This window comes from Pedobacter sp. V48, assembly GCF_000523515.1.
GTDB lineage: Bacteria > Bacteroidota > Bacteroidia > Sphingobacteriales > Sphingobacteriaceae > Pedobacter.
This window is the reverse complement of record NZ_AWRU01000030.1, coordinates 72,899-98,147: the sequence shown is the minus strand read 5'-3', so window position 1 is coordinate 98,147 and position 25,249 is coordinate 72,899. Positions and strand designations below refer to the sequence as shown.

The window sequence follows — 25,249 nt, the reverse complement described above, 5'->3', positions numbered from 1 at the left end:
AGTATAGTTAATAGTTAAAAGGATACATCTAAACCGAAAGAGTAAAGTTTACTGAAAGGATATACCCTTGCGTTTGGATCTGCAGTAGAATTGTTATAATCGCCGGCTGCTTGCTCAGGGTCAATATAGTTTGAGCGCAGTTTGGTGAAAGTAAACAGGTTCTCTCCACTTAAATACACCCTTACTTTTGACAGTTTTATCCTTTTTAATGCAGTTTCGGGAAGGCTAAATCCTATTGTTAGGTTTTTTAATCTGATGTATGCCAGATCCTGTAAATACCTGTCGTTTTTAACATTTAACTCTCCTCTGTCATTTAATGCTTCATAACCTCTCAATTTTGGGAAATAAGCATTTGGGTTTTCGGGAGTCCATACGTCACTTAGGAAGTCTTTATCTACGAAAGAGTAATATGGACGAGAGAAAGGCCCCCAGAATTTATCGGCATTGTTTCCAGGATACCATTGCTGTTTGCCGATCCCCTGGAACATAGCTGAAAGATCAAAGTTCCCCCAATTGAAGCCTGCATTAATACCATAAGAATAACGAGGGAGGGAATTTCCTATCACTTCCATATCTCCATGATCTGCTAATGTGTTTTTTCCGTTGTTTACAACCCCGTCGCCGTTAATGTCAAGAAATTTTATATCACCAGCAGACAGTTTAGCCCAGTTTCCGGGTGCTTTTAAGCGTTGTTGATTTACATAGTCCTGATTTACTTTATAAGCCTGTGCTTCTGCATCTGTTTGGAAGAAACCCCCTACCCGATAACCCCATATCTCGCCTATTTGTTGCCCTACATAGTAGGTGTTTAGCAGGTTGTTTGGATTGTCAAATCTGGTGATCTCGGCAGTATAATCCGATATGCCAAAGCCAAGATTCCAGTTAAATGGTTTTCCGGCCAATGAGCCGTTCTGCGTCCAGTTTAGGGCTAATTCCCATCCCTTGCTCTGCAAATCTGCTGCATTTTGTTTTGGTGAAGCAGCACCGAAAACCGAGGATACAGTTCTGCCTGCTGTTAACATGTCGAATGTATTTCGAATATAGTAGTCAAATGTCGCGGTTAAACGATTATCCAGAAATCCTGCATCTACTCCAAAGTTTGCAGAAGTCGCTCTTTCCCATGTTAGGTTTGGAGAGATAGGAGTTGGAGAGGATAAATATTCAGTCTTTTTTCCATCAGTTATGTAGTCTATAGTTCCACGGGATAAAAGTGGAATATAGCCATATTCTGCCGCTTCTTGCTGATTGCCGAGCGAACCATAGGAACCTCTGAATTTAAGCTCGTCAACAATACCTTTTAGGGGAAAGAATTTCTCCTGGCTGACGCGCCATCCTGCAGAAACAGACGGGAAAAATCCAAAGCGACTTCCGGGAGGAAATTTAGAGGTGCCATCATAACGTCCATTTATTTCTAAAAGATATCGGCCTTCGTAATCATAATTTACCCTAAAGAATCCTCCTAGCAATGCATATTCGTTGGCATTTCCATTGGCAAGAACATCACCTGATCCGAGATCGAGATCATTTAGGTCTTGTGATATCAGGTCGTTTCTTTGTGCAAACACTCTTTTGTAAGTATTTAATTCCTGATTATAACCAAGTAATGCCTTGAACGTGTGTTTGCCTAAAGTCTTGGTATAGTCTCCAAAAATATTCACTACGTGTGATTGCCTGGTGTAATTGGTTTCGGAATACTGATCAAAGCCAAACTGACTGATCACTCCGGGATATATTGACCATGGGGCTTGTGCCCTGCGCGCCCAATTGCTTGATGGCTTAAAGGAATAGGTATAGTTACCTTTTAGTTCCAACCCTTCGGCCAAATGAGCGTTTACGTTAAATAAGTTGATAAATTCATATTCTTTTTCATTTCCTTTGGATTTACCATGTAGCAAATCTGCAAAAAGACCATCGCCAATAGTGTAGTTGTTCAGTTCTGTACGATAGGTTGCTGTGCCGTCTGGATTCATTGGCAAATAGGAGGGTAATGCGTGTACGGATACTGAAACAAAATTGGCATTTACACCCCATCCCGGGTAATTATAGTTGGACGCATTGAACTGTAGGTTATTGCCAATGGTTAACCACTTATTTACTTTGGTATTTATTTTAGCGCGCAAGTTGTAGGATTTGTACTTGTCCTGATTTATCTGCATCATTCCGTTTTTCTGATACATACGTCCGGAAAACAGAAAATCAGTTTTTTCACTTCCGCCAGACACAGATAGGGTATGATCCATACTAGTCTGCCTATCGCGGAATATGGTATGCCACCAATCAGTATCGCCATAATAAACATACTGGTCTTTACCTTTTCTGTTGTCAATAATGTAATCAGGAAGGCTTTTGTCGGTTTTGCGTCTTAACAGGTATGCATAATCCTCGTCCGTATAACCTGTATATGAATTTCCTACTGCACGGATAAAGGCCTCATCGTTCATTTTTGCAGCATCATAAGCATCGGTCATAAAATCGGTACTTGTTGTTGGGGCTGTAAAACCAAAATTATTGCTGTAACTGATTGTAGTTCTGCCTTTCTTCCCGTTTTTAGTGGTTACCAGAACTACACCGAAAGCGGCACGGGCACCATATATAGCGGCTGACGAGGCATCTTTTAGTACGGAGATGCTCGCTACGTCTTTAGGGTTCAGGTTGTTTATTGAACCGGGAACACCATCAACCAATACGAGTGGACTACCGCCACTACCACCACTGTTAATAGAGGTAAAACCACGTACATTAATCTTTCCATCTGATCCTGGTCTGCCGTCTCCAAAGGAGATATTTAAATTAGGAACGGCTCCTTGTAAGCCCTGGGTTATGTTGGCTATCGGACGATCTTCAAGCGTTTTGGTGTTTACAGTGGCTACGGCGCCTGTCAGGTTCACTTTTTTCTGCGTGCCATAACCAACTACTACAACCTCATTCAGGTCGCTCTGATCTTCAAGCATTCTCACAATTAAAGAAATTTGCTCGCCGGCTTTAATTTCATAATTCTTTAAGTTCTGGGTGCGAAAGCCAACGTAACTGATTATAAATGAATATCCTTTGCCGGCAGGCAGATCGGTAAAGGTGAATAAACCTTTACTATCACTGGATGTGGTTTTTTTTAGCTGAGTAGACTCGTTAACAGCCATAACAGAAACACCAACAAGTGGGAGGCCCTTTTCGTCGTTAATTGAACCGGTTACCTTGCCACCCGTATTTACCTGGGCAAGACCCAGAGAGGTGATACTGAGCCCTAGCAGAAGTAATAGGAGCCTCCTGCTAAAGCGTTTTAAAAAAAGAGTAATTTTTAACTGCATGATTTTGGTTGTTTAAAGTAGATTGTGATTTATTATTAAATGATGATTTCTTATTTTTCTTCTGTAATTTGATAAGAGCTATCAGGAAGCTCAGTTATTGTCAAGTTGTTTAGCAATGCGATTTTATTCAGTATTTCTTTCAGCTTGTCTGTTCCATTGAATTGCCCGGTTAAAAGGATTGGCTTTTGAACTTTATCGCAATTTATAGGTCGGTTATAGCGCTCCGAGAGTTCTGAGCAAACTTGTGTTAATGGCGTTTTATCAAATTCAAGTATACCACCAACCATAGGAGTAGGGTTTTCAATTACAGATGGTTTAGGTTTTTTAATTTGCATTTGTTGTCTTAAGCCTTGCTCAAACTGACTGATTTTTACTTTCCCGGCAGCGTAACGGAACTGCTGGCCAGGATAAAGTATAATCTGGTTGAATGGTTCTTTTGATGCCCCGGTTGCTCTTTCTATCTTTATTTTTCCTTTAAAGAGGCGCACCTCTACGCTAGTTCCTTTAAAGGCTCTTACACGGAAGGAGGTTCCTAAGGCTGTGGTATTAATGCCTTCGCCTGTAACTGTAAATGGACGAGTGCTATCATGGGCTACATCAAACGTGGCTTCGCCTTGTAGCATCAGATTTCGTTGGCTTGGGGGAAATGGTTGTTGGTATTGAAGGGTGCTATTCGGACTCAGTTTAACAACAGAGCCATCTTTCAAATTAATTACCTGTGCCGTTGAACCGGAATTGTGTATTGTAATCTGCTTATTTTGAGGCGCGGGTTGTTGATAAGATAGTTGCTGTTTATTCCCTTCTGGAACAAGGTATTTCACTGTAAGTATTGTTAGAACAGCGTAGGCCAGTACGGCAGCAACGGCTGTCCAATTGAATTGCTGCCACCATAATATTTTAACACACCCGGCTTCTATCCATTCTTCTTCCGGCAGCAAACGTTCTAATAAGTCCGGATCATTCTTAAGACAATTGTGTATATATTCTGCCTCAGAAGGGCTGCATTGTTGATTGAGGAATTTTTGAAGCAGTTGCTTGTCCATTTTGATCGCATTTATAATACTAATACGTAGCCAAAATGCTTTGCCCCTGCTCTTTACATAAATTTAATGTTGTTAATATTTTGGTAACATGAGGGTCGAAGCGTGTTATAGGAAAAAAAAGAAAACATTATCTCTTAATTTTCTCCTAAGGAGCTTTAGGGCTTTTCCGATATGGTCTTCTACGGTGCTGGTAGAGATGGACATCATTTGTGCAATTTCTTTATGGGAATATCCTTCAATCCGGCTTAGCTGGAAGACCTTTTTCCTTGCCGGAGGTAATGCCGAAATTGCAGAATGGATGTCGTCATTAAGCTGTTTTACCAGGGCATCATTGGTTGCAGAAGGTTCTCCAACCACATCAAGGTAACCCATTTCTGTGCTTTTGCGTACTGCTAACCGTCTGATTTCATCAATCATTACTGTTCTGCAAATTCTGAATAGCTGTACATTTAGGGCTATATTTGGGTTTAATGCAGATGCATTTTTCCAAAGTTTAATAAAGCTCAACTGAGCCAGCTCTTCAGCGAATGTTACAGATCCGGTACGCTTGAATAAATAAGTATAAGCTTGACGATGGTAAGTGGAATAAACGTTCGAAAAAGCTTTATCACTACCTGCTATTAGATCAATAAGGAGAGCATGATCATCTTTCGGGTACATCTACATCATTTTGATCTGCAAAAAGAAACAAATAGTGTTGCAGAAAATATATAAAGAGATTAATTTTTTGTTAAGTCTGCGCTGGTTCTGCCTTTGGCCCAAATATCTCTGATTGTATCCTCATCACCATGTCCATTAGGCACGGCGGCACTGCGGTTATTGGCATCATACCATTTCTTATTGGTGAGTTTTGTGGTTTGCCTGCTTCCCGGCATTTCAAGAAATCCATTTGGGTCAGCTTTTGCAAGCCAATTATAAGCATAGCGCAACCAATCTCGACGATACTGGTCATTTTGCTTTGCAAACCAACTGATTTCATCATATCCCCAAACATAAATATCGCCAACAGGCTTGCCCGGCGACTTACTTGCACCAAAGTTATCCAGCTCTGCCAAGTAGGGTAGGTGTTCGCATGTCCAGCCACTTGGAGTTATTCCGCCTTTGCTGCGGTTAAAAAGAGCGTCAGAATGCCCAACTTTAAGAATTGCTTCTTCCGGTTTTTCAGGTGTTTCCAGAATCCTTAAAGGGAAAGAATGAAAGTCCATAAGCAATTTGCCTTCGCGTACAAAGCCACCACTTGGAACATGTGAGTCGCATACCAGCATCTTTCTTCTTGCATGCTTAGCTGCATAACCTCTGATAAGATCTAATACCTGCGCATAGTGATCAAGGTTCTTATCATTTTTATTCATTAACTCAACCTGGCCAAAGTGTATACCTTCTATGCCTGCATCAATATATGAAGCGGCAAGAAAATAGAAGATTAGTTTTGTTTCAGATCTGCTGATGTCGGGCACGCCCGAATTTCCCCAATGTTTATTCATTCTTCCGTCTGCATAAAGTATATCTGAATAGCGGAAGTTTCGTTTTTCAACCGGAAGGCTGAGTGCTTTAAATGCCCATTCCGGTACAGGAACTTTTTCAATTTCAGGGGTAACGATTTCAAAGATACAAGCTTGTAAAATGATATCCGGATCTACCTGATGTACCTTGGCCGCCAGTTGTTTTTCCTGTTCAAAGTTCTTTAAAAGATCAGCTTCTCCTCCCCATTGGCAAACTGCGCGACCGATAAACTTGACGCCAATATTTTTAATCATCCTTAAGTTATCGTCAAAATTGCCTTCTCCGGTAAGCATCCTTTGCATTGTTATTGAACGATCTAAATAGTTTTCCAATACTTTTCTTGAGATCTTGCCTTTAAACTTGTAATCCGTTTTTTGTGGAGAAGCAGTTGCTGCAGTGTGTATGCCAGCTATAACAGAATTAATGAGGCAAATAAAAGTCAGCATTAATAAAGTTGACTTTAAAAACTTGGGATTCATATAATCAATATTAGGTTTTATAAGTGGTTGTTTATCAAACTTAAACAGTATACGGATGAAATGATCATGATAGCGTGTAAAGTAATTGATACGCAGTTGGTTTTGTAAAATTAGCCCTGCCTTTTAATACCAGGGCTAATTTTAACAAGGTTTAGTAGCCAGGGTTCTGTGTATAATTTGGATTTGCCAATTGATTTGAAGGTATTGGGAAAACCAGGTATTTAGGGTCGTCAGTTGGTTTTTCTTGCCATGGGGTAAGGTATTTTCCAAAACGAATAAGGTCTTGTCTTCTTACTCCTTCCCAGAAAAACTCACGTCCTCTTTCATCTAGCAACTGATCAAGTGTTACTGCAGTCCATATGGTTGCCTTTCTCACTACCCTTATCTGATTAACTAATGCTAAAGCAAGCGCAGGCTGTTGAGTTCTTAATAGCGCTTCGGCCTTCATCAGTAAAACATCTGAATAGCGATAATACACCCAGTCATTTTCAGGTATTCCTGTAGCTGAATTGGTATAGTCGATAGGATACTTGATTACGCGTATGCCCGCAACTTCTAATCTGTCTTTGTCTCTTTCAATGATGTTAACCTCCGGTGTGAATATTAAATTATTGCCTCTTCTATCTTTTATGACAACTCCATTCTGGTTTACTTGCTGCCCAACAAGGAAGCCAACTCTTACTCCGGATACGTTTGTTACTCCCGGATAGGCTGCGCCTCTTCTGGAATCTACACTTTCAAACTTGTTGTAAAAATCGGATAAGGTACAAAAACCATTATTGCCACTTGGATTTTGGTTGTAGTGTAAAGGGGCAACCCACATTGCATTCAGGCCGCCAGCATCCGATCCTCCAACATTACGTCCGGTAAAAACATTCTCCTTTGATGCGTCGTTTGAAGGTGCAAAATTGTCAAAGTAATTTGTGGCCAATACATATTTGTTGGTGCCAATAATTTCATCGGCCAGGCTGATTACTTTTGCCATATCTGCTGCATCAAATGTTGGCGCTATACGGTTTAAGAATGCTCCTTTATTCAAATAACATTTCATGAGCAGCATACGTGCGGCATTTTTGTTGGCACTTGTTGTAGGACCATCTGGTAAATTAGGAATAATTGCCGTAATCTCCGTAATCAGGTAATTGATCTCATCGGCAGCATTTCTTACTCTTGAAGGTTGCGTAACATCTTCGCCCGGTTCTCTATACGGTACCTGGCCCCAACCATCCAGAACAGCAAATTCTGAAAATGCGCGAATGAATCTGGCTTCTGCCGCTTGTTGTGGACTAGGATTGAATTGAAGTACGCTGGTAGCTACATAACTTGCACTACCCAGATCTCTGAATACACTATGAATACGGGTATGATCTGGTGCCCATTTGTGCAAATGGAGCGCTCTCCATGCACCGTTGTCGTCCCAGTCTCCACCGCGGGTTGGAACAATGGCCTCATCGGTAGGGAACTCCTGCAGTGCCCACCATCCGTATGGTCCCTGGAAGGGGGCCCTCATTGCATTATAACTTGCATTTAATACAGCAGCAACATTGCCAGAGCTTACGCCACTGTCATTGATCTCGCCATTAAGTGTTTCATCAAGTTTTGTACAGCCTGCAATTGATAATGCAGTAATTACTAAGGCCGTTATATATCTATTTTTCATGTCTGAGAATATTTAAATTAAAGAGAAAAATTAACCCCGAAATTGAACGTTCTTGCGGATGGGTAAGGCACATATTCTATACCTGCCGATGGAACGCCATTGATGCTCTTGTCAACATTTACCTCCGGATCAAAGCCTGAATAATTTGTAAGCACAAATAAATTTTGTCCGTTAACATATATGTTTAATCCTTTAATTGCTTTTCCTATATTTCCAATGTTATAGCTTATTGTGGCATTCGCCAGTTTTAGGTAATCGCCTTTTTCTATATAGCGTGAAGAAGCAGAAATTGGATTAGCCAGTGATTCCTGTATGCCGGAATTTAACAGTGCCGATGCAACATTTCGGGTGCCTAAATTGGTAATTGGCAATACAGAGTTGGCGGTGTTGTTATACACATCTTGCCCTAAAGAACCATTGAAGTTAAGACCTAATGATAATTTTTTATACCTAAAATCTGTGCTGATACCAAGTATTACGCTTGGATTAGGATTACCAACATAATAATAAGTAAAACCATCGTCGGCATATTTCGAAAATCCATTCTCATCTAAGCCCTCATAACGGCGGGTAACCATCGCAAAAAGTGGTAGACCATTCTGGATCACCTCTAATGTTACATCACTTAACCCCTGTCCGTTTAGAGAACCTGTATTAATAATTCCTGTAACGTCCTGTACTTTGTTTTTTATAAACGTAGCATTACCACCTAACGACCAGCTGATGTTTTCTTTATCAATGATACTTCCATTTAATGTTAGTTCAATACCATTGTTTTTGATTTTACCGGGAAGATTTACCCAGGTAACTGATGCCCCTGCAGCCGAAGGATAGAATGGTATTTGTGGAAACAACAGATCAGTCGTGGTTTTTCTAAAATAATCTACCGACCCTGTTAACCTGCTTTTAAAAAGGCCAAAGTCGATTCCAATATTGGTTTGCTCATCTGCCTGCCATTTTAATTTATCATTTTTATTGTTTATCCCTGTTAAAGTCTGACCTCCCTGGTCGTAACCAAAAGCATAACGTTGTTGTGCCGATCCGGAAGGGAATTCCTGATTTCCTGTTTTGCCATAACCAGCTCTGATTTTAAGCTGATCCAGCCATTCTGTTTCTGAAAGGAATGCTTCATTTTTAATATTCCAGGCAGCAGAGAAAGATGGGAAATAACCGTACTTATTATCGGCCCCGAACTTGGTAGAACCATCTGCTCTGAAAGTTGCCGTTAACAGATATTTATCTGCATAGTTAAAAATGGCTCTGGCAAAGTAAGATTGGAGCTGTGTTTTAGGATCGTAGTATGAACTCATCTTACGATTGGCGGGGGCAGTTGCCTGTAGGGCATCTGTATAGTCTACAGGGATGTTTCCAAAGCCTGTTGCATTCATGTTTGAACCCTTATTGATGTAGTTGGTATATTCATAACCAACAAGCGCATTCAGGTTTAAACGCGAGGCAATCTCTTTATTAAAAGTTAAGGTATTGGTAAATTGCTGTGTTATTAATTCAGTGCTCGAATAACTTGCGTAACCTCCCAAAAAGTTCTGATCTGGTTTTTCCTGTACACCTTCCAGATTAATAAAGCTACGGGTAGATGATCTTCTTACCCCGGTGCTGTAGTTTATGCTAGCCAGCATTCGAAATTCAAGCCATGGAGCAATCTTGTAATATGGGGAAATACTACCGAGTATGGTTGATACTTTTGATTTATCGTTATACGCTTCAGACATGGCTAAAGGGTTAACAATTCTACCGTTTTCAATAAACAATGATCCATCTGCATTTCTTAATGGTTGCGTTGGATTCCAGGAAAGGGCCTGACTGATCAAACTACCAGTAAAACCTGCATCTGTTGTTATAGGTGCAATGGTTTCATTGAACTGGCTACTTAACAGGTTTACGTCAAGTCCAAGGTTTTTGCTTTCCAGAAACTTGAAGTTTCCATTAAATGACCCGGTGTATTTTTTTAAACCTGTTTTTCTGATAATACCTTGCTGATCCTGGTAGCCTAATGATGCACGGTAGGTGTTACCATCGCCACCTCCACTTAAACCAATTGAATAATTCTGGTTGTAAGCAGTACGCGTAATGGCATCCATAGCGTCTACGTTGCTTCCAAAATCGCCACTTGTAAGTCCGTATTTGTTCAATGCTGCGCGATAGGCATCGCCATCTAAAACATCAATCTGGCGCATGATATTGGAAACACCAGTTGAAGCATTAACATCTAGCTTTACACCTCCGCTGGAACCTCTTTTTGTTGTAATTAAAACCACACCATAAGCAGCTCTTGACCCGTAAATGGCAGTTGCAGATGCATCTTTAAGAATCTCCATAGAGGCAATGTCATTCGGATTAATAAAGTTTAAAGGGTTTCCACCTGGTGCAGCTCCAATACCTCCTCCTGGAGAGCTTTTAACCCCTCCAACGCTGCTCGGACTGGCCGATGGCCTGGCCGAGCGGCCATCAAGAGCAATTCCATCCACTACATATAAGGGTTGCCCGGAACCGGTCATGGCTGTATTACCTCTTATCCTTACTGTTGTAGAGCCTCCGGGTTGTCCGCTGTTATTGATCATTTGTACCCCGGCAACTTTGCCCTGAATAAGTTGGTCAGGTGCAATGAGCGGGCCTTTATTGAAATCTTTTTCAGCTAAAGTGGCCACTGCTCCGGTAAGGTCTTTCTTTTTTACGGATCCGTAGCCTATTACCTGAACCTCACTTAAATTATTTGCCGATTGTAATACAGGGTTTATTACATTTTTACCTCCAATTTCGACAGTTAAACTTTCCATACCCACATAACTGAAGATTAGCCGTTTTCCTGTCTGTGGGACCTGAATGGAGTATTTCCCACTGCCGTCGGTAAGGGCTTTTAGATTTGTGCCTTCAACACTAACTGTAACACCAATTAATGTGTTGTTTTCTTTATCTGATACTGTACCTGTAACTACCGACTGTGCAAAAGCAACTGAACTGATCACTAGTAGCACAAGTAGAGCTGCTGCTTTTTGCAGCATACGTACTCCGGGCCCGTTTTTTAAAACAATGCCGGTACTTTTTAATAAATAGTAATTCATCGTAAATTTTAGTTTAGTTATTAGTTATAAGAATAAGAGTTGATTACAGTGATGATCATAGTCTGCCCGGCAAAAGCAAAGCGCATATAATTTCCCCGACGTGAATACGCCAAAAAACAAGGGCCTGATTTTGCAGGATATACTACCTTAGGGTAATATCAATACAGAACTTAAGATTAGCCAGCTATTCTTTATTAGGTTTGTAAAGATGAATTAGCTGGACGTAAGAAGTAAGCTTAAATAAGCTTAGGTAAATAAAACGTAGGTTCATAAAGGTTAGAATTAGGATGATTAATAATAGGGTTAGGGGGATTGGGGTTAACTAAGAAGGCTTTTTAGTCATATCTGTTCGTTAGTGTTAGGAATTGAGACAATATTTGGTGTATTAAATTTAGAAAAATTTTCGGGAACTATGCTAAATAATGAACTGCAGGTTTATTAACGAAATGGATAGACTTAGGTAGCCCTCATTTTTATTCTAATAATTTTCTGATTATAAGTGCCTTTTTTAAAAATAAAAAGGCATTTTTGCACCCGTAAAATAGTGAAAATCATGTAAAGAATTTAGGGCATATGGAAGAGGTAGTTGTTGAAGAAATCGTAAGGCTTTTAGAGCTTCAAGACGATGCGCAATTAAAGGCTTATTTAGATGATCTGAATATATCAGATGTAGAACATCTGATAGACGAACTCCCCCAGCATGCAGTAAAATTTATTGAAACTTTATCTGTTAAGAGGGCGGTAAATGTATTCCGTATTCTTGATTTTCCTACTCAGGAAAAGATCATTAAAAAGCTTCCCGGTAATAAGTTAGCTGAGTTAATCAATTTACTTCCACCCGATGACCGTACTTCGCTTTTTAGTGAACTGAAGGGCGATGCTGTTAAAAAGTTGATTATTCTTTTACCTGCCAAAGATAGAGTAGAAGCGCTTTCGCTACTAGGCTACGAAGAGGATAGTGTGGGTAGGTTGATGACTCCAGACTATGTTGCAGTTAAAAAGGACTGGACGGTAACACGAGTGCTTTCGCATATCAGACGCTATGGTAAAAACTCTGAGACCATTGATGTAATCTATGTGATCGATAAAGATGGTATACTGTTAGATGACATCAGAATAAGGGAAATTCTACTTGCTGACCCGGAAGCAAAAATCGGTGATCTTACAGATCAGCGCTTAATTGCTTTAAAAGCAAGTGACCATCAGGAGGAAGCCATCAATATATTTAGAATGAACAACAGGGTAGCATTACCGGTTGTGGATGAGAATAATGTATTGCTGGGGATAGTTACCGTGGATGATATTTTATGGATTGCAAACGAAGAATATACCGAAGACATACATAAAATTGGGGGTACCCAGGCCTTAGATGAGCCTTATTTAGATATGCCTATACTTGGCTTGTTTAAAAGAAGGATAGGCTGGCTTGTTGTACTTTTCCTTGGAGAAATGCTTACCGCAACTGCGATGGCACATTTTGAAGCTGATATTGCAAAGGCCGTTATATTGGCCATGTTTGTTCCGCTAATTATTTCAAGTGGTGGAAACAGTGGTTCTCAGGCATCAACTTTGATTATTCAGGCCATGGCTCTTGGCGAAATTACTATTGGTGATTGGTGGAGGGTAATGCGCCGGGAGATCATCTCTGGCTTGATGCTGGGGATTGTATTGGGTACAATAGGGTTTTTAAGGATCTTTGCCTGGACCTTTTTTACCGATATGTACGGCCCACATTGGATGCTTATAGGTTTAACAGTTGGAGTAGCATTAGTTGGGGTAGTATTATGGGGCTCGCTTTCGGGATCAATGCTTCCTTTATTGCTTAAGAAACTTGGAGCTGACCCTGCAACGTCATCTGCTCCGTTTGTAGCCACCCTGGTGGATGTAACGGGCCTGATCATCTATTTCTCTGTAGCAGTGTTGTTTCTTACGGGAGTGCTGTTATAAAGGACAAAATAGGCCTTTCTATTCAAAGACTGGCATCTGTTGCCCGCTGCGCTAAATGGTCAACAGCGCCTAGGTCTTTTCTTAGAAGACCGATTTTGTAGAGGCATGATGCATAATCTACATATTGTATAATTTGGAAATAAAAAAGCTTACTACGAAGAGACCTAGGAATCATTGCGCTTTTTCAGCGCATTTACTCCAGTCTCAGAATAGTAAGCTTTTTAAGTTTTTAAGCTTATTAAGTTTAGACGTTGAAACGGAAGTGCATAATATCTCCGTCTTCAACAACATAAGTTTTTCCTTCAACACCTAGTTTTCCGGCATCTTTGCATGCATTCTCAGAACCTAGTGTTACGAAGTCGTTATATTTAATTACCTCAGCACGGATAAATCCTTTTTCAAAATCTGTATGAATTACACCAGCAGCCTGAGGTGCGGTGAAACCTTTTGTGATTGTCCAGGCTCTTACTTCCTGTACACCTGCCGTAAAGTAAGTATATAGGTCTAGTAATCTGTAGGCAGCGCGGATCAGTTTATTTACACCCGATTCAGTTAAACCAAGATCGGCAAGGAATTCCTGACGTTCTTCATAACTTTCAAGTTCAGCAATTTCAGATTCAATTTTAGCAGAGATCACCAATACCTCAGCATTTTCATCTTTTACTGCTTCTTTAACCCGCTCAACATAAGCATTACCTGTTATAACAGAATTCTCATCAACATTACAAACATACATTACCGGCTTTTGAGTAAGTAAACCTAGATCTTGAATAAATTCAAAATCTTCAGCAGAAACTGCAGCAGAACGAACAGATTTTCCGCTCTCTATATGAGGTTTTATTATGCTTAGAATATCGAAAGTTCTTTTGGCATCTTTATCAGTTTTTGCCATTTTTTCAACCTTCTGGATGCGCTTTTCAACAGTATCCAAATCCTTAAGCTGTAATTCAGTATCAATAATTTCTTTATCACGAATAGGGTCTACTGATCCGTCAACGTGAATCACATTTCCGTCATCAAAGCAACGTAAAACGTGGATAATAGCGTTTGTTGCTCTAATATTACCCAGGAATTGGTTACCAAGACCTTCACCTTTTGAAGCTCCTTTTACCAAACCTGCTATATCTACAATTTCAATTGTATTTGGTACAATCCGGTTAGGATTTACGAGTTCTGCAAGTTTAGTTAACCTATCGTCAGGAACTGTAATAACACCAATATTCGGTTCTATAGTACAGAATGGGAAGTTAGCGGCCTGAGCTTTTGCGTTAGATAAACAGTTAAATAAAGTGGATTTTCCAACATTTGGTAAACCAACTATACCACATTGTAATGCCATGTATGTTTTTTTCTTGATTTGGCGCAAAGGTATCAATTTTTTAAAAATATTCTTTATGTTTAGGCAAGCTAAAAGTCTTATAAAAAAACAATACGATCAACATGGAACATTTTGAAGAAGAAAATCCTGAGGAAACAACACACAATGACCCTCAAGAGGGAGAGGAAGTCTTGTTAACCGTAACAGAAGACATACGTAGTTACATATATGAAACCGCCAGGTGGACCAAATTCCTATCTATAATAGGATTTGTAGCAACCGGAATTATGATCTTGTTTTCATTTAGTGCAGAAGCATTGATAAGCGCAATGAATGGCAAAGTAGGTGCAGCCAACAACCCTTGGGCGGCACTTGGAGGAGGTTTTCTTACGGTTGTTTTTCTATTGTCGGCCTTACTTTACTTTTACCCGAGCTTATTAATGTTTAAATATGCCAATTCGGCAAAACAAGCAATATTATATGGTGATCAGCCGGCGCTAAGCGAGGCAATGAGCAAAATGAAATCGTTCTTTAAATTTTGGGGCATTATTACCATTACCATATTGGGCCTTTACATTATCTCTTTCCTTCTTGGAATTGTAGCTTATCTGGGTGCAGGGAGTGTTACTCCTTAGTAACTAAAGATACTTTACAAGGTTCCGTTAGCATATATCGGAATCTTGTTTTCAATAGTATGTTTAAAGCTCCTGATCTCTTTTTTTAACAGACTCTCAAAATAAGGGTTTAATAGTCTGGCTAAACCAATACCAACACCTCCAATTGGAGGATGATAGGAGAGAACCACTTTTAATACCGTTCCCGTTTTATCGGCTGCTTCTGTAAATTTAACTCGCCCTACATGACTTATTAAAGAACTTGGAGAAGATCTCCATCCAATTAAATGGTTTGGTTCATCCTTAATAATTTCTGCATCCCAGTCTATCGAAAATAAATTTCCCATTACATTGCTTTTCCAATGAGAAAGGTTTTCGTCAATTACCTCTACGTTTAGTAAATGTTTAATGCTTCCCGGAAGGTTATTTAAATCGCGCCAGTAGGCATATACCTCGCTGGCAGGTCGGTCAATTTCAAATTCGCCCCTAATATTTATCGCTCTTGGTTTATTACCATCTATTCCAAGTTTTTCATATACAAAACATCTGCCGGTAAAGCCCCTGTATGCCAGGTAAGCGCCATAAAGAAATTGCGCTTTAAGCGGTCTTCTAATCCCTCTGGTCATTAAAATACCACTTAGCAATACAGAAACCATACGTTCTGTAAGGCCTATGTTCTCATAATGGTGCTTCTCGATAGAGAATTTTCCCGACCGGAGCTTTAAATTAGTTTCATGTGTTTTCATTTGATGGCTTATTTTATTGGCAACGATAAAACAATAACAGTTCGTCAATAGATAAGTTTTAAGATTTGCCAAAATCATTTATTTTAATGACAATAGCGTAGAATTTTTAGCAATGCATAAATTGCAATTTTAAAGTTCGTAACTAACCATACACAATGAAACTAATAAAGACCTATTCAGCTGCAGCCTTGTGCTCATTATTGTTTACCGCAAACAGTTATGCACAATCATCTGTAGCAGCACCTAAACCTTATGGTGCCGTTCCAAACAAAAATCAGTACGCCTGGCAACAAATGGAGTATTATATGTTTATCCATTTTGGGCCAAACACGTTTACAGATAAAGAGTGGGGGCATGGCGATGAAGATCCAAAGGTGTTTAATCCTAAGAAACTTGATGCCCGACAATGGGCCCGCACTGCAAAAAATGCTGGTATGAAGGCAATTATTATTACTGCCAAACACCATGATGGTTTTTGCCTGTGGCCAAGTAAATTTAGTACACATACTGTTAGAGAAAGTGCCTGGAAAGATGGAAAGGGAGATGTACTAAAAGAACTATCTGCAGCTTGTAAAGAATACGGCTTAAAATTCGGAGTTTACTTATCTCCATGGGATCGTAATCATCCTGAATATGGTACCCCTAAGTATAATGACGTATTTGCCAACACCCTTAATGAGGTATTAAGCAATTACGGAAGTGTTTTTGAACAATGGTTTGACGGTGCAAATGGCGGCGATAAAAAGCAGGCATATGACTGGCCTAAGTTTTATAATGTAGTTCGCAAAAACCAACCTCAGGCAGTAATATTTAGTGATATCGGTCCTGATATTCGTTGGATGGGGAATGAAAGAGGCGTTGCAGGCGAAACCAACTGGTCGACCTTAAATACCGATGGTTTTGGAGTAGGAGCAGAGGCTCCTGAAAGTAAAGTACTTAACACTGGTGATGAGAATGGTAAATACTGGATTCCGGCAGAGGTTGATGTTTCTATCAGACCAGGGTGGTTTTATAGTGCCAATACAGATAATCAGGTTAAAACGCTTGATCAGCTGGAATCTATTTACAATACTTCCGTTGGCCGCAACAGTAACCTGTTGTTAAATGTTCCCGTAAACCGTGATGGTTTAATCCATCCAACAGATTCTACCAGGCTGATGGAATTCAAAAAATATCTGGATGCTGCTTATAAAACTGATCTTGCAAAAGGAAAGAAAGTAACTGTAAGCAACATCAGGGGGAAGGATAAAAAATTTAATGGCCAAAACTTAACTGACGGAAACAACGAGACTTACTGGACGACGGATGATCAGGTAAAAAATGCAGTGATTACCATAGATCTGGGTAAAGAAGCCGAGCTTAACCGTATTGTACTTCAGGAATTTATTAAACTAGGACAAAGAGTGAAATCATTCTCGGTAGAATACCTGGAAGGTTCTGAGTTTAAAGCTTTAGATACACAGACTACCATAGGACGTAAAAGAATCCTGGTGTTCCCTACTGTAAAAACGAGTAAAATCAGAATAAATATTCTGGATGCAAATGCCTGCCCGGTACTTTCAAGCGTACAACTTTACAAAGCACCGGACTTATAGGCATTAGTTCTGCGGAACAGATGATGTATGTAAATGTTTAACCTTTTTTTGGTATGCCCAGTAGACAACTATTGGGTATACAAAAAGGTTAAACAATGTATTGGTGATCAATCCACCTATAACAACAATAGCCAAAGGTTTGGAAGCCTCTGAACCTATTCCGGTTGATAGTGCAGCCGGCATTAAACCAATTGCGGCCATCAAGGCAGTCATAATTACCGGACGCATTCTGCTGGCAACACCATCTTTCAGTGCATCAGCAAAAGTCCACTCTAGACGATGTTTTAATTCTACCATGTTACTTTTAAATCGTGTAATCAGAATTACCCCATTTTGCACGCATATACCAAACAGTGCAATAAACCCAATGCCAGCCGAAATATTAAAGTTAACTCCGGTGGCTAGCAGCGCAAGTATGCCCCCAATCATTGCAAATGGTACATTGTTTAACACCAGTAATGAATCTTTAATGTTTCCGAACAATACAAACAGGATAAAAAATATGAGTAATAAACTGATCGGCACAGCCTCAGACAAGCGACTGGTAGCTCTTTGTTGGTTCTCAAAATCACCTGCCCATTCCAGTTTGTATTCTTTAGGGAGCTTAATTTGAGCCTTTACTTTAGCCTGTGCTTCGGCAATTACACTTCCCATATCACGCCCTCTTATTGAGAATTTAATGGCCCCATAGCGTTCATGCTTATCGCGGTAAATAATGCTTGGGCCGGTAATTTTGCGGATAGTAGAAATTTCGCTTAATGGAACTTTGGCACCGGAAATAGTAGGGATACGCAGGGCACCAATTGAAGCTTCATCTTTTCTAAAGTCTTCGGGATACCTAATCCGGAGATCAAATTTACGTTCTCCCTCATAAATCTGAGTAGCGGCTTTACCGCCGATGGCCATCTCTATTATTGAGTTTGCATCCTCTGTTCTAACTCCATATAGCGCCATTTTACTCTGATCCAGATTAATCTGCAATTCAGGTTGTCCAAGATTTCTAAGAATCCCTAAATCCTCAATCCCATTAACTGTTTTTAAAATGTTATATATGTCTTGTTCATGCTTTTCGATAAAGGAATAATCGTTGCCAAACATTTTAACCACAATAGATCCTTTTACACCCGATACCGCTTCCTCCACGTTATCAGAAATGGGTTGAGAAAAGTTTAAACTAATACCGGGATAACCTTTAAGCTTTTCCTGCATACGCTCTACCAGTTCCTCTTTGGTTTGCTTGCGTTTCCATTCTGCTTTGGGGTAAATATCAACCAGGAATTCCATATTGTAAAATCCGGTAGCATCGGTACCGTCGTTTGGTCTGCCGGTTTGAGATATTACCTGTTTCACCTCCTCAAAGCTTAAAAAGATCTTACGCATTTCGTTCGAGAGCTTTTTAGTTTCATTAAGTGAAACACTTAGCGGAGCACTGGCTCTTACATATATTGATCCCTCGTCCAGTGTAGGTAAAAACTCTGTTCCAAGAAATTTAAAGCTAAATAAACCGACAACCAGTATAACCATGGCTGTACCGAATACGAGTTTTCTAGCTTTAAAGCATGCCTTGTAAACCCGCATCACAACTTTTGTAAGAAACCCTAGAAAGATGTTGTGCTTTTCTTTAACGTTTTTTCTAAGCAATACGCTAGCCATTGCAGGCACTAATGTAAAGGTTAGTAATAAGGCGCCTAATAATGCAAAACTTAGGGTCCATGCCAATGGCGAGAACATTTTACCTTCTACTTTTTCAAAAGTAAAGATTGGCATTAAACCGGTAATGATAATCAGTTTGGCAAAGAAAATACCTTTGCCATTTTCCAGACAGGCCCTTTTAATGATGCCCAGTTTACTCATCCGGTTAAATTTCTCTGTGCCGTTTTTATGAGAGTTATAATCGAGGGCTACAAAAATTCCTTCTACCATCACTACCGCACCGTCTATAATGATCCCGAAATCTATGGCACCCATAGAAAGAAGGTTGGCCGACATACCCTTTAGTTTTAAACAGATAAAAGCAAAAAGGAGTGCCAGGGGTATAATAAGAGAAACGATCAGTGTGGTTCTCCAATCAGCCATAAACAGGAACACAATCAGGGTAACAAAGATGATCCCTTCCAGCATGTTGTGCATTACTGTATGCGTGGCAAAGTTTACAAGATTCTCGCGGTCATAGAAAGGACTGATCTTTACATCACCAGGCAAAATGTTTTCATTTACATCTTTAATCTTTTCTTTAAGATTGTGGATCACTTCGCTGGGGTTTTCGCCTTTGCGCATCACTACAATGCCTTCAACTACATCAGGGTCGTGGTCTCTGCCAACCTGCCCTAACCGAGGAAGAGCCGATTCTGTTACCTCGGCAATGGTTTTAACATATACAGGTGTACCGTTAAAGTTGTCAATAATGATGTTCTTGATCTCATCAATATTATTTAGTACGCCAATTCCACGTACCACATAAGCTTGCCCGCTTTGCTCAATCACATCGCCACCAACATTAATGTTGCTTTTAGAAACAGCTTCGAAAAGTTCTGTAGCAGTTACTCCGTATTGTAATGATTTTTGGGGATCAACTGTGATTTGGTATGTTTTAACTTCTCCGCCAAAGCTTACCACATCGGCGATGCCTGGTACTGATAGCAGCTCCCTTTCTACCACCCAATCCTGCAAAGTTTTTAGTTCCCTAACGGATTTCTTATCGCTCTTAAGCGTATAACGGAAAATCTCGCCGGTAGGGCCGTATGGAGGCTGTACTTCTGGTTTTGCTCCTGAAGGAAGGTCTGCCTCATCAAGGTGGTTGTTGACCTGGACCCTTGCAAATTGATAATCTACATCGTCTTCAAATGTGATTTTAACTACTGATAATCCGAATAAAGAAGAAGAACGGATACTTGTTCTTTTCTCAGTTGGATTCATTGCAATTTCTAGCGGCCGGGTAACAAACTTTTCAACCTCTTCGGCACTGCGGCCAGGCCACTGTGTGATGATGGTTATATTGGTATTGGTTACATCCGGAAAAGCTTCAATAGTGGTATGCTTGAAACTCAGATACCCTGCCAGCACTAAAATAAAGGTGGCAAAAAATACAAAGTATTTATTTTTAAGGGAAAAATTTATGATCGACTTAATGAATTGATTCATTACTATAAGTTAAGTGGTTATTGAGGTCTCAAACTGTCGTACAGGAAAATCTGTTTAGAAGCAACAACTCTATCACCGGCATTAAGGCCCTTGCTGATGTAGGCCTTGTTTTCAAATTTTCTGCCTATTTCTACTTCCTGTATGCGTACTTTTTTTACTGGATCAAGCACCAGCATGTAATATTTATTGTTGTCAAAAATGAGGCAATCTGTACTTACCACCGGCAAGGTTGCACCATTCCGAGTGGCAATTTGTACAGTTGCCATCATTCCCGGCTTTAATAAATAACCCGGATTATCTATCACCACCCTGGCGTTCATTACTTTACTATCATTGTCGAGCATGTTGTAAATCTTACTGATTTTGCCTTTAAATGGCTTATCTGGATAGGATAAGATTGAAAGATTAACCTCATCGCCCTCTTTAATTTTAGAGATGTCCGATTCGTATATATTGATCAATGCCCATACATTAGAAAGATCAGCTATCGTAAATAAGTTCTCATTGTTATCTGGTCTTACCTGCATGTTGCTGGTTACATTTTTATCGATTATAAAACCAGATATTGGTGCTTTTATAACATAGGTGCCGTACTTATTACCTCCGTTTAAGGACAGAATAGACCTGCTTCTTTTGTCTTCCGCTTCCTTAACCAGAAAGTCATTTTTTGCCTGTTCAAGATCTCTTTCAGAAGCCAATCCGCTTTTAAACATATCCTCAGTAAGTTTTACACTGCGCTGCGCATTTCTTAATTCAGCAGAAGAGCTGATGGCCTCTTTATCAAAACCTGCCATTTCTGCACTGGTCATGGTGGCCAGTAATTGGCCTTTGGTTACCTGATCTCCGCGCTTTGCCGGTACGTTTTTTACCAGCCCGCTTACCATTGGGTAAACCTTCGACATATTCTCCTCGTTGGCCGTGATCTTTGCTGAAAAATTAAGGTCTGTCTGATTATTTGCACCCTGTACGGTGTCTATTTCCAGTCTTTTCAGTAAAGAGTCTGTAATTACAAATTTTTCCTCCTTTGGGGCTTCTTTTGGCTGTTCTGAACAGCTTTGCAGAAATATTACAGCAGAGAGGGCAGTAAGTGTGCTGATGGTTTTAATGATGTTTTGCATGTGTGCGTTATTTAAAAATGGTAGAGCCGGTAACAAAATTGATTTCTTCCTTAGCGTTCATGCGCTCGTATTTTAATGTGTTCATTTGTAGTGTGCTGGCTTTGTAGGAATCGTAGAAATCCAAAAACTCAATCAGACTGATGTTTCTGTTTTTGAAATTTTTAATGACTTCAACAATCAGTTTGTCAAAATCAGAATTGAAATTACTGTCGAGCCCACGGTACAGTTTTTCGGTTCTTAAAGCAGATGTATAACTATTGTATACCTCATTTTCGAGAATTGCTTCCTGCTGACTGAGCTTCGAGTTACCTGCATCAATTGCAATTTTGGCCTTTTTTATTTCGCCCTGATTCCTGTTAAATAATGGGATTGGAAGTTTTATCCCTAAGCCAGTATAATTATCAGGATAAGAACCCTTAAGGTCGTAAACAAGTGAGAGTTCCACATCTGGAATAGCGTTGGCTTTTTGTAACCTCAGGTTGTTTTCGGCATAAGTCATTTCAGTTTTTGCCAGCTGAAGATCAGCGCGATTGCTCCTTGCAGTATCCAATAAATTAATATATGCTTTTTTATCAGGTTGATAATTCTGTTCTTCCTCTGCAGGAACCACAAGAACAAGATTTGCATCAGGCTTGATGTTTGTCATCAGTTTAAGCTGAGTTTGCAGGTCCTCAATGTCATTAAGTAAACTGCTATATTCTCCTTGCAAACTGTATAACAACGATTTAATCCTAATGATATCCTTCATAGCTACATTTCCCATCTTTAACTGTTGCTCATTGGCATTCAATAAAAGTTCAAGGGAATTGATCTGCTCTTGGTACACTTTTGCAGATTGCTGATCGTAGTACATCTTATAGAAAGTTGAGCTAAGTGTATATCGCAAAGTGCGCATCAGATCAAAGTATTCGTACTCAGCCAGTTTAACACCCGTAGTAGCCAGTTTAATATTCTTGTTGCGCTTACCGGCAAGCTTGATCATTTGAGATAAAGACCCCTGATACTGCCCGGTAGCCTTACTGGTTTCCAGAAATCTCTTCGTTTCTTTATTGTACAAAAGATTTTCGTAGCTGATTTCAGGATTATCAAATAAGCGGGCGGTTATCACATCGGCCTTTGCCTGATCTGTTTGGTATTGCTGAGCGATTAGCTGGTAGTTGTTCTTTACAAAAAGACTTTCGGCATCCCGTAGGCTTAGCTTAATCGAATCTGTTACCTGTGCTGAAGCTGTTGTTGCAAAGAAAAGGAGCAGTATACAGCCAAAAAAGGTCTGGAATCTTAAAGGTATCATAACCATTTGTGTAATGTTTGGTCAAACCTACCCTGAGAGAATTAAAGCGAAATTAAAGCGAAATTAAAATGAGATTAAAATCGAGGGAAGTGCACATGGAAGGTGGTGCCCTGGTGCTTTTGTGACTTTACAGTGATGTTCCCCTGGTAAAGCGTAATGATTTTATGCGCCATATATAAGCCCATTCCGCTGCCTGCATGTTCAGTTTTTGAAGAGGAGCTGTAAAAGGGTTTAAATACATTATCCAGATCAGCGGGCTCTATTCCAATACCTGCATCGGTAATGAAAATATGAATGCCATCATCTTTAATATCAAGCATGCATTTAACAGGCTGATGGTCTGAAAACTTAAATGCATTAGAAATGAGGTTGTCAACTGCAATTTGCAATAGAGTAGGGTTGCAGATAATGCTTAGCTGATCTTCGTCCATAGGGAGGTCTTTTACCTCAACCAAAAGGTTGTTTATGCCTGTTTTTTGATTCCATTCCTGTTGCAAACTCCATATCATTTCATCGATACGTACTTTTTCGAGATTGGTTGAGCCATATTCCAGATCGGCCTGGGCAAGCTTAAGTAAGCTGTTGATGATGTTTTCCAGTTTTTCTGAATCCTCAAGTACTGATGTTAAGGCTTTTTGGTATTCTTCTTTACTTCGATCCTGAGAAAGTGCAATTTCAGTGCCTATGATCATTCTTGTTATTGGAGTCCTGAGCTCGTGCGAAGCATTGGCTACAAATGTTTTTTGCAAAATGAAGGATTGCTCCAGATGCTCCATCAGGTTGTTGAAATTTTGGGCAAGTAGATGAATCTCGTCTTTATTGGGGCCTTCTTTTACCCTGAAATGAAGATTGTTTGACTTAATCAGTTTAACCTGATTTATAAAAAGATCCAGAGGCAGGAGTATTTTTTTTGCAATCCATCGGGCAGAAAGCAGCAGCCCGACAAAGATAACAAGGAAAATAGCTACCATTATTTTCAACAGTTTTTCTGCTCTGATAATGGTGCTTTGGTCGATGGCAGAGGCCAGGATTACAAAATCASCCTGATTGWNCNTYTGKARYNAATNCCTWCNAYTTKKCWATWGMSWWSSKTWRNCMGRKMMTKYTTAKMTSRYCTTMNNCCCTTKSSAYRRYTTRWAYSNTCMRSTAWNGMTSRKMAKMRCSWMKWRWAGKKRMRKWGTKTWKANCTNGKTRKWMRYNCGKATCAYYWMWMMAWWTAGSTWWTYKARSNATYRKWCWMGKWSGYRGGTTAGTGAATCGCTTGATATTTCATCGGCTTCCAGGTAAAGCTTGGCTGTAACCATGGTACGGTCTGTAAGTCGGTCAAAAAAATCGCTTTGCATAAACTTTATGAATGTAAAGTATATGGTAAAGAGCACACAAAGCAATACCAAAGTACTGATTAACGTAAAGTATAATGCGAGCCGATCTTTTATTTTCATGCCTCTTTGAGGATATAGCCCATCCCAATTTTTGTATGTATCAATCGTTTATCAAAGCCCTTTTCAATTTTCTTTCTGAGGAAATTGATATAAACATCAATTACGTTTGTGCCGGTATCAAAACTAATATCCCAGGCATTCTCTGCGATGTATTGCCTGGACAGTAATCTGTTCGGGTTTTTTAAAAACAGCTCGAGCAGTATGTATTCTTTGGCAGTAAGTTCAATTGGTATACCGGCTCTTTCAACAGACTTACTATAGGTATCCATAGTGATGTCTGCAAAATTAAGAATGTTATGTGGGGCAAAGTTTTTATTGTTTCTTCTTAAAAGTGCTTCCAGGCGAGCAAGTAATTCTCTGAAATGAAATGGTTTCAGTAAGTAGTCGTCGGCACCGGAACTTAGGCCGGTTACTTTATCTTCAATAGAGCCAAGTGCGGTTAGCATAAGGATAGGAAGATCTTTGTTTTTTGCTCTCAATTGACGGCATACCTCAATGCCATTTAAGCCGGGCATCATGATGTCGAGTATTACCAGGTCATATTCATGATCTTTAAATTCTGCCAAGGCCAAACTGCCGTCATGTATGGGGGTAACATGATACTGATGTTCCTCTAGCCCGCTTTTTATCAAGGTAGCTATTTTTACATCATCTTCTGCTAATCCAATTTTGAACATATATCGCAAATATATAGTATCTGTGGGAAAAGTTTTATAGGAGCAGCTTCTAATTGGTAAGCAATATCGTAAGTGTTTACAGAGCCTTGGCAGGGCCTTGCTAGGGTTGGTTGCCCTGCCAAGGCCCTATTAACGCCCTATCAACAACAGTTTGTCATGTCCTGGTATAGCTGCCTACTTCACTATATAAAACTCTCAAAATATTGAAATTACTTTCAATGTATCAAATAATGAATTACGACGGATAAACTTGTGGGAATTCCAGATGAGATGGTATCACAAAATGTGAT

Annotated in this window: 16 protein-coding genes; 3 read left to right on the top strand and 13 right to left on the bottom strand. The window is 39.8% G+C overall.

Annotated elements, in window-relative coordinates:
* Positions 1-14: 14 nt before the first annotated feature.
* From N824_RS20455 to N824_RS20430, 6 genes are all read right to left on the bottom strand, one after another.
* Positions 15-3,305 (bottom strand): TonB-dependent receptor, encoded by a 3,291-nt coding sequence (locus tag N824_RS20455; protein WP_048907006.1) that lies wholly within the window; start codon positions 3,303-3,305, stop codon positions 15-17.
* A gap of 50 nt (positions 3,306-3,355) precedes the next feature.
* Complete coding sequence (locus N824_RS20450; RefSeq protein ID WP_048907005.1) at positions 3,356-4,348, bottom strand: FecR family protein; 993 nt, start codon at positions 4,346-4,348, stop codon at positions 3,356-3,358.
* Between the two features lie 105 nt (positions 4,349-4,453).
* Complete coding sequence (locus N824_RS20445; RefSeq protein ID WP_048907004.1) at positions 4,454-5,008, bottom strand: RNA polymerase sigma factor; 555 nt, start codon at positions 5,006-5,008, stop codon at positions 4,454-4,456.
* Positions 5,009-5,067: 59 nt separating this feature from the next.
* Positions 5,068-6,330 (bottom strand): hypothetical protein, encoded by a 1,263-nt coding sequence (locus N824_RS20440; RefSeq protein ID WP_200869919.1) that lies wholly within the window; start codon positions 6,328-6,330, stop codon positions 5,068-5,070.
* Between the two features lie 151 nt (positions 6,331-6,481).
* A complete protein-coding gene (locus N824_RS20435; protein ID WP_048907003.1) occupies positions 6,482-7,990 on the bottom strand; it encodes a RagB/SusD family nutrient uptake outer membrane protein in 1,509 nt (502 codons plus the stop codon).
* A 17-nt stretch (positions 7,991-8,007) separates the two neighbouring features.
* The gene (locus tag N824_RS20430) at positions 8,008-11,070 is read right to left on the bottom strand and encodes a SusC/RagA family TonB-linked outer membrane protein (protein ID WP_235207225.1); all 3,063 of its coding nucleotides are present in this window, start codon (positions 11,068-11,070) and stop codon (positions 8,008-8,010) included.
* 573 nt (positions 11,071-11,643) lie between these two features.
* Between N824_RS20430 and mgtE the strand changes: the two genes are divergently transcribed.
* Positions 11,644-13,017, top strand: a complete 1,374-nt coding sequence (gene mgtE / locus N824_RS20425) for a magnesium transporter (protein ID WP_048907002.1) — start codon at positions 11,644-11,646, stop codon at positions 13,015-13,017.
* 244 nt (positions 13,018-13,261) lie between these two features.
* Here the strand turns inward: mgtE and ychF are convergent, their stop codons facing one another.
* Positions 13,262-14,356, bottom strand: coding sequence for a redox-regulated ATPase YchF (gene ychF, locus N824_RS20420; protein WP_048907001.1), 1,095 nt, complete (start codon positions 14,354-14,356; stop codon positions 13,262-13,264).
* Positions 14,357-14,457: 101 nt separating this feature from the next.
* Between ychF and N824_RS20415 the strand changes: the two genes are divergently transcribed.
* Entirely contained in the window at positions 14,458-14,970 is a 513-nt protein-coding gene (locus N824_RS20415) for a DUF5362 family protein (protein WP_048907000.1), read from the top strand.
* Positions 14,971-14,984: 14 nt separating this feature from the next.
* Here N824_RS20415 and N824_RS20410 read toward each other — a convergent pair whose 3' ends face one another.
* Positions 14,985-15,695: an SRPBCC family protein gene (locus N824_RS20410; protein ID WP_048906999.1), complete on the bottom strand. Its 711-nt coding sequence runs from the start codon at positions 15,693-15,695 to the stop codon at positions 14,985-14,987.
* Positions 15,696-15,850: 155 nt separating this feature from the next.
* Here N824_RS20410 and N824_RS20405 point away from each other — a divergent pair, with 155 nt between their 5' ends.
* Positions 15,851-17,290: an alpha-L-fucosidase gene (locus N824_RS20405; RefSeq protein WP_052334232.1), complete on the top strand. Its 1,440-nt coding sequence runs from the start codon at positions 15,851-15,853 to the stop codon at positions 17,288-17,290.
* A gap of 3 nt (positions 17,291-17,293) precedes the next feature.
* Here N824_RS20405 and N824_RS20400 read toward each other — a convergent pair whose 3' ends face one another.
* The 5 genes from N824_RS20400 to N824_RS20380 all read right to left on the bottom strand — a co-directional run bounded on the left by N824_RS20400 (position 17,294) and on the right by N824_RS20380 (position 24,959).
* Entirely contained in the window at positions 17,294-20,431 is a 3,138-nt protein-coding gene (locus N824_RS20400) for an efflux RND transporter permease subunit (RefSeq protein ID WP_048906998.1), read from the bottom strand.
* Between the two features lie 17 nt (positions 20,432-20,448).
* Positions 20,449-21,549: an efflux RND transporter periplasmic adaptor subunit gene (locus tag N824_RS20395; protein ID WP_048906997.1), complete on the bottom strand. Its 1,101-nt coding sequence runs from the start codon at positions 21,547-21,549 to the stop codon at positions 20,449-20,451.
* Between the two features lie 7 nt (positions 21,550-21,556).
* Complete coding sequence (locus N824_RS20390) at positions 21,557-22,840, bottom strand: TolC family protein (RefSeq protein WP_235207224.1); 1,284 nt, start codon at positions 22,838-22,840, stop codon at positions 21,557-21,559.
* A gap of 74 nt (positions 22,841-22,914) precedes the next feature.
* Complete coding sequence (locus N824_RS20385; protein ID WP_084498407.1) at positions 22,915-23,811, bottom strand: HAMP domain-containing sensor histidine kinase; 897 nt, start codon at positions 23,809-23,811, stop codon at positions 22,915-22,917.
* Positions 23,812-24,278: 467 nt separating this feature from the next.
* Positions 24,279-24,959, bottom strand: coding sequence for a response regulator transcription factor (locus tag N824_RS20380; RefSeq protein WP_048906995.1), 681 nt, complete (start codon positions 24,957-24,959; stop codon positions 24,279-24,281).
* Between the last annotated feature and the right edge of the window lie 290 nt (positions 24,960-25,249).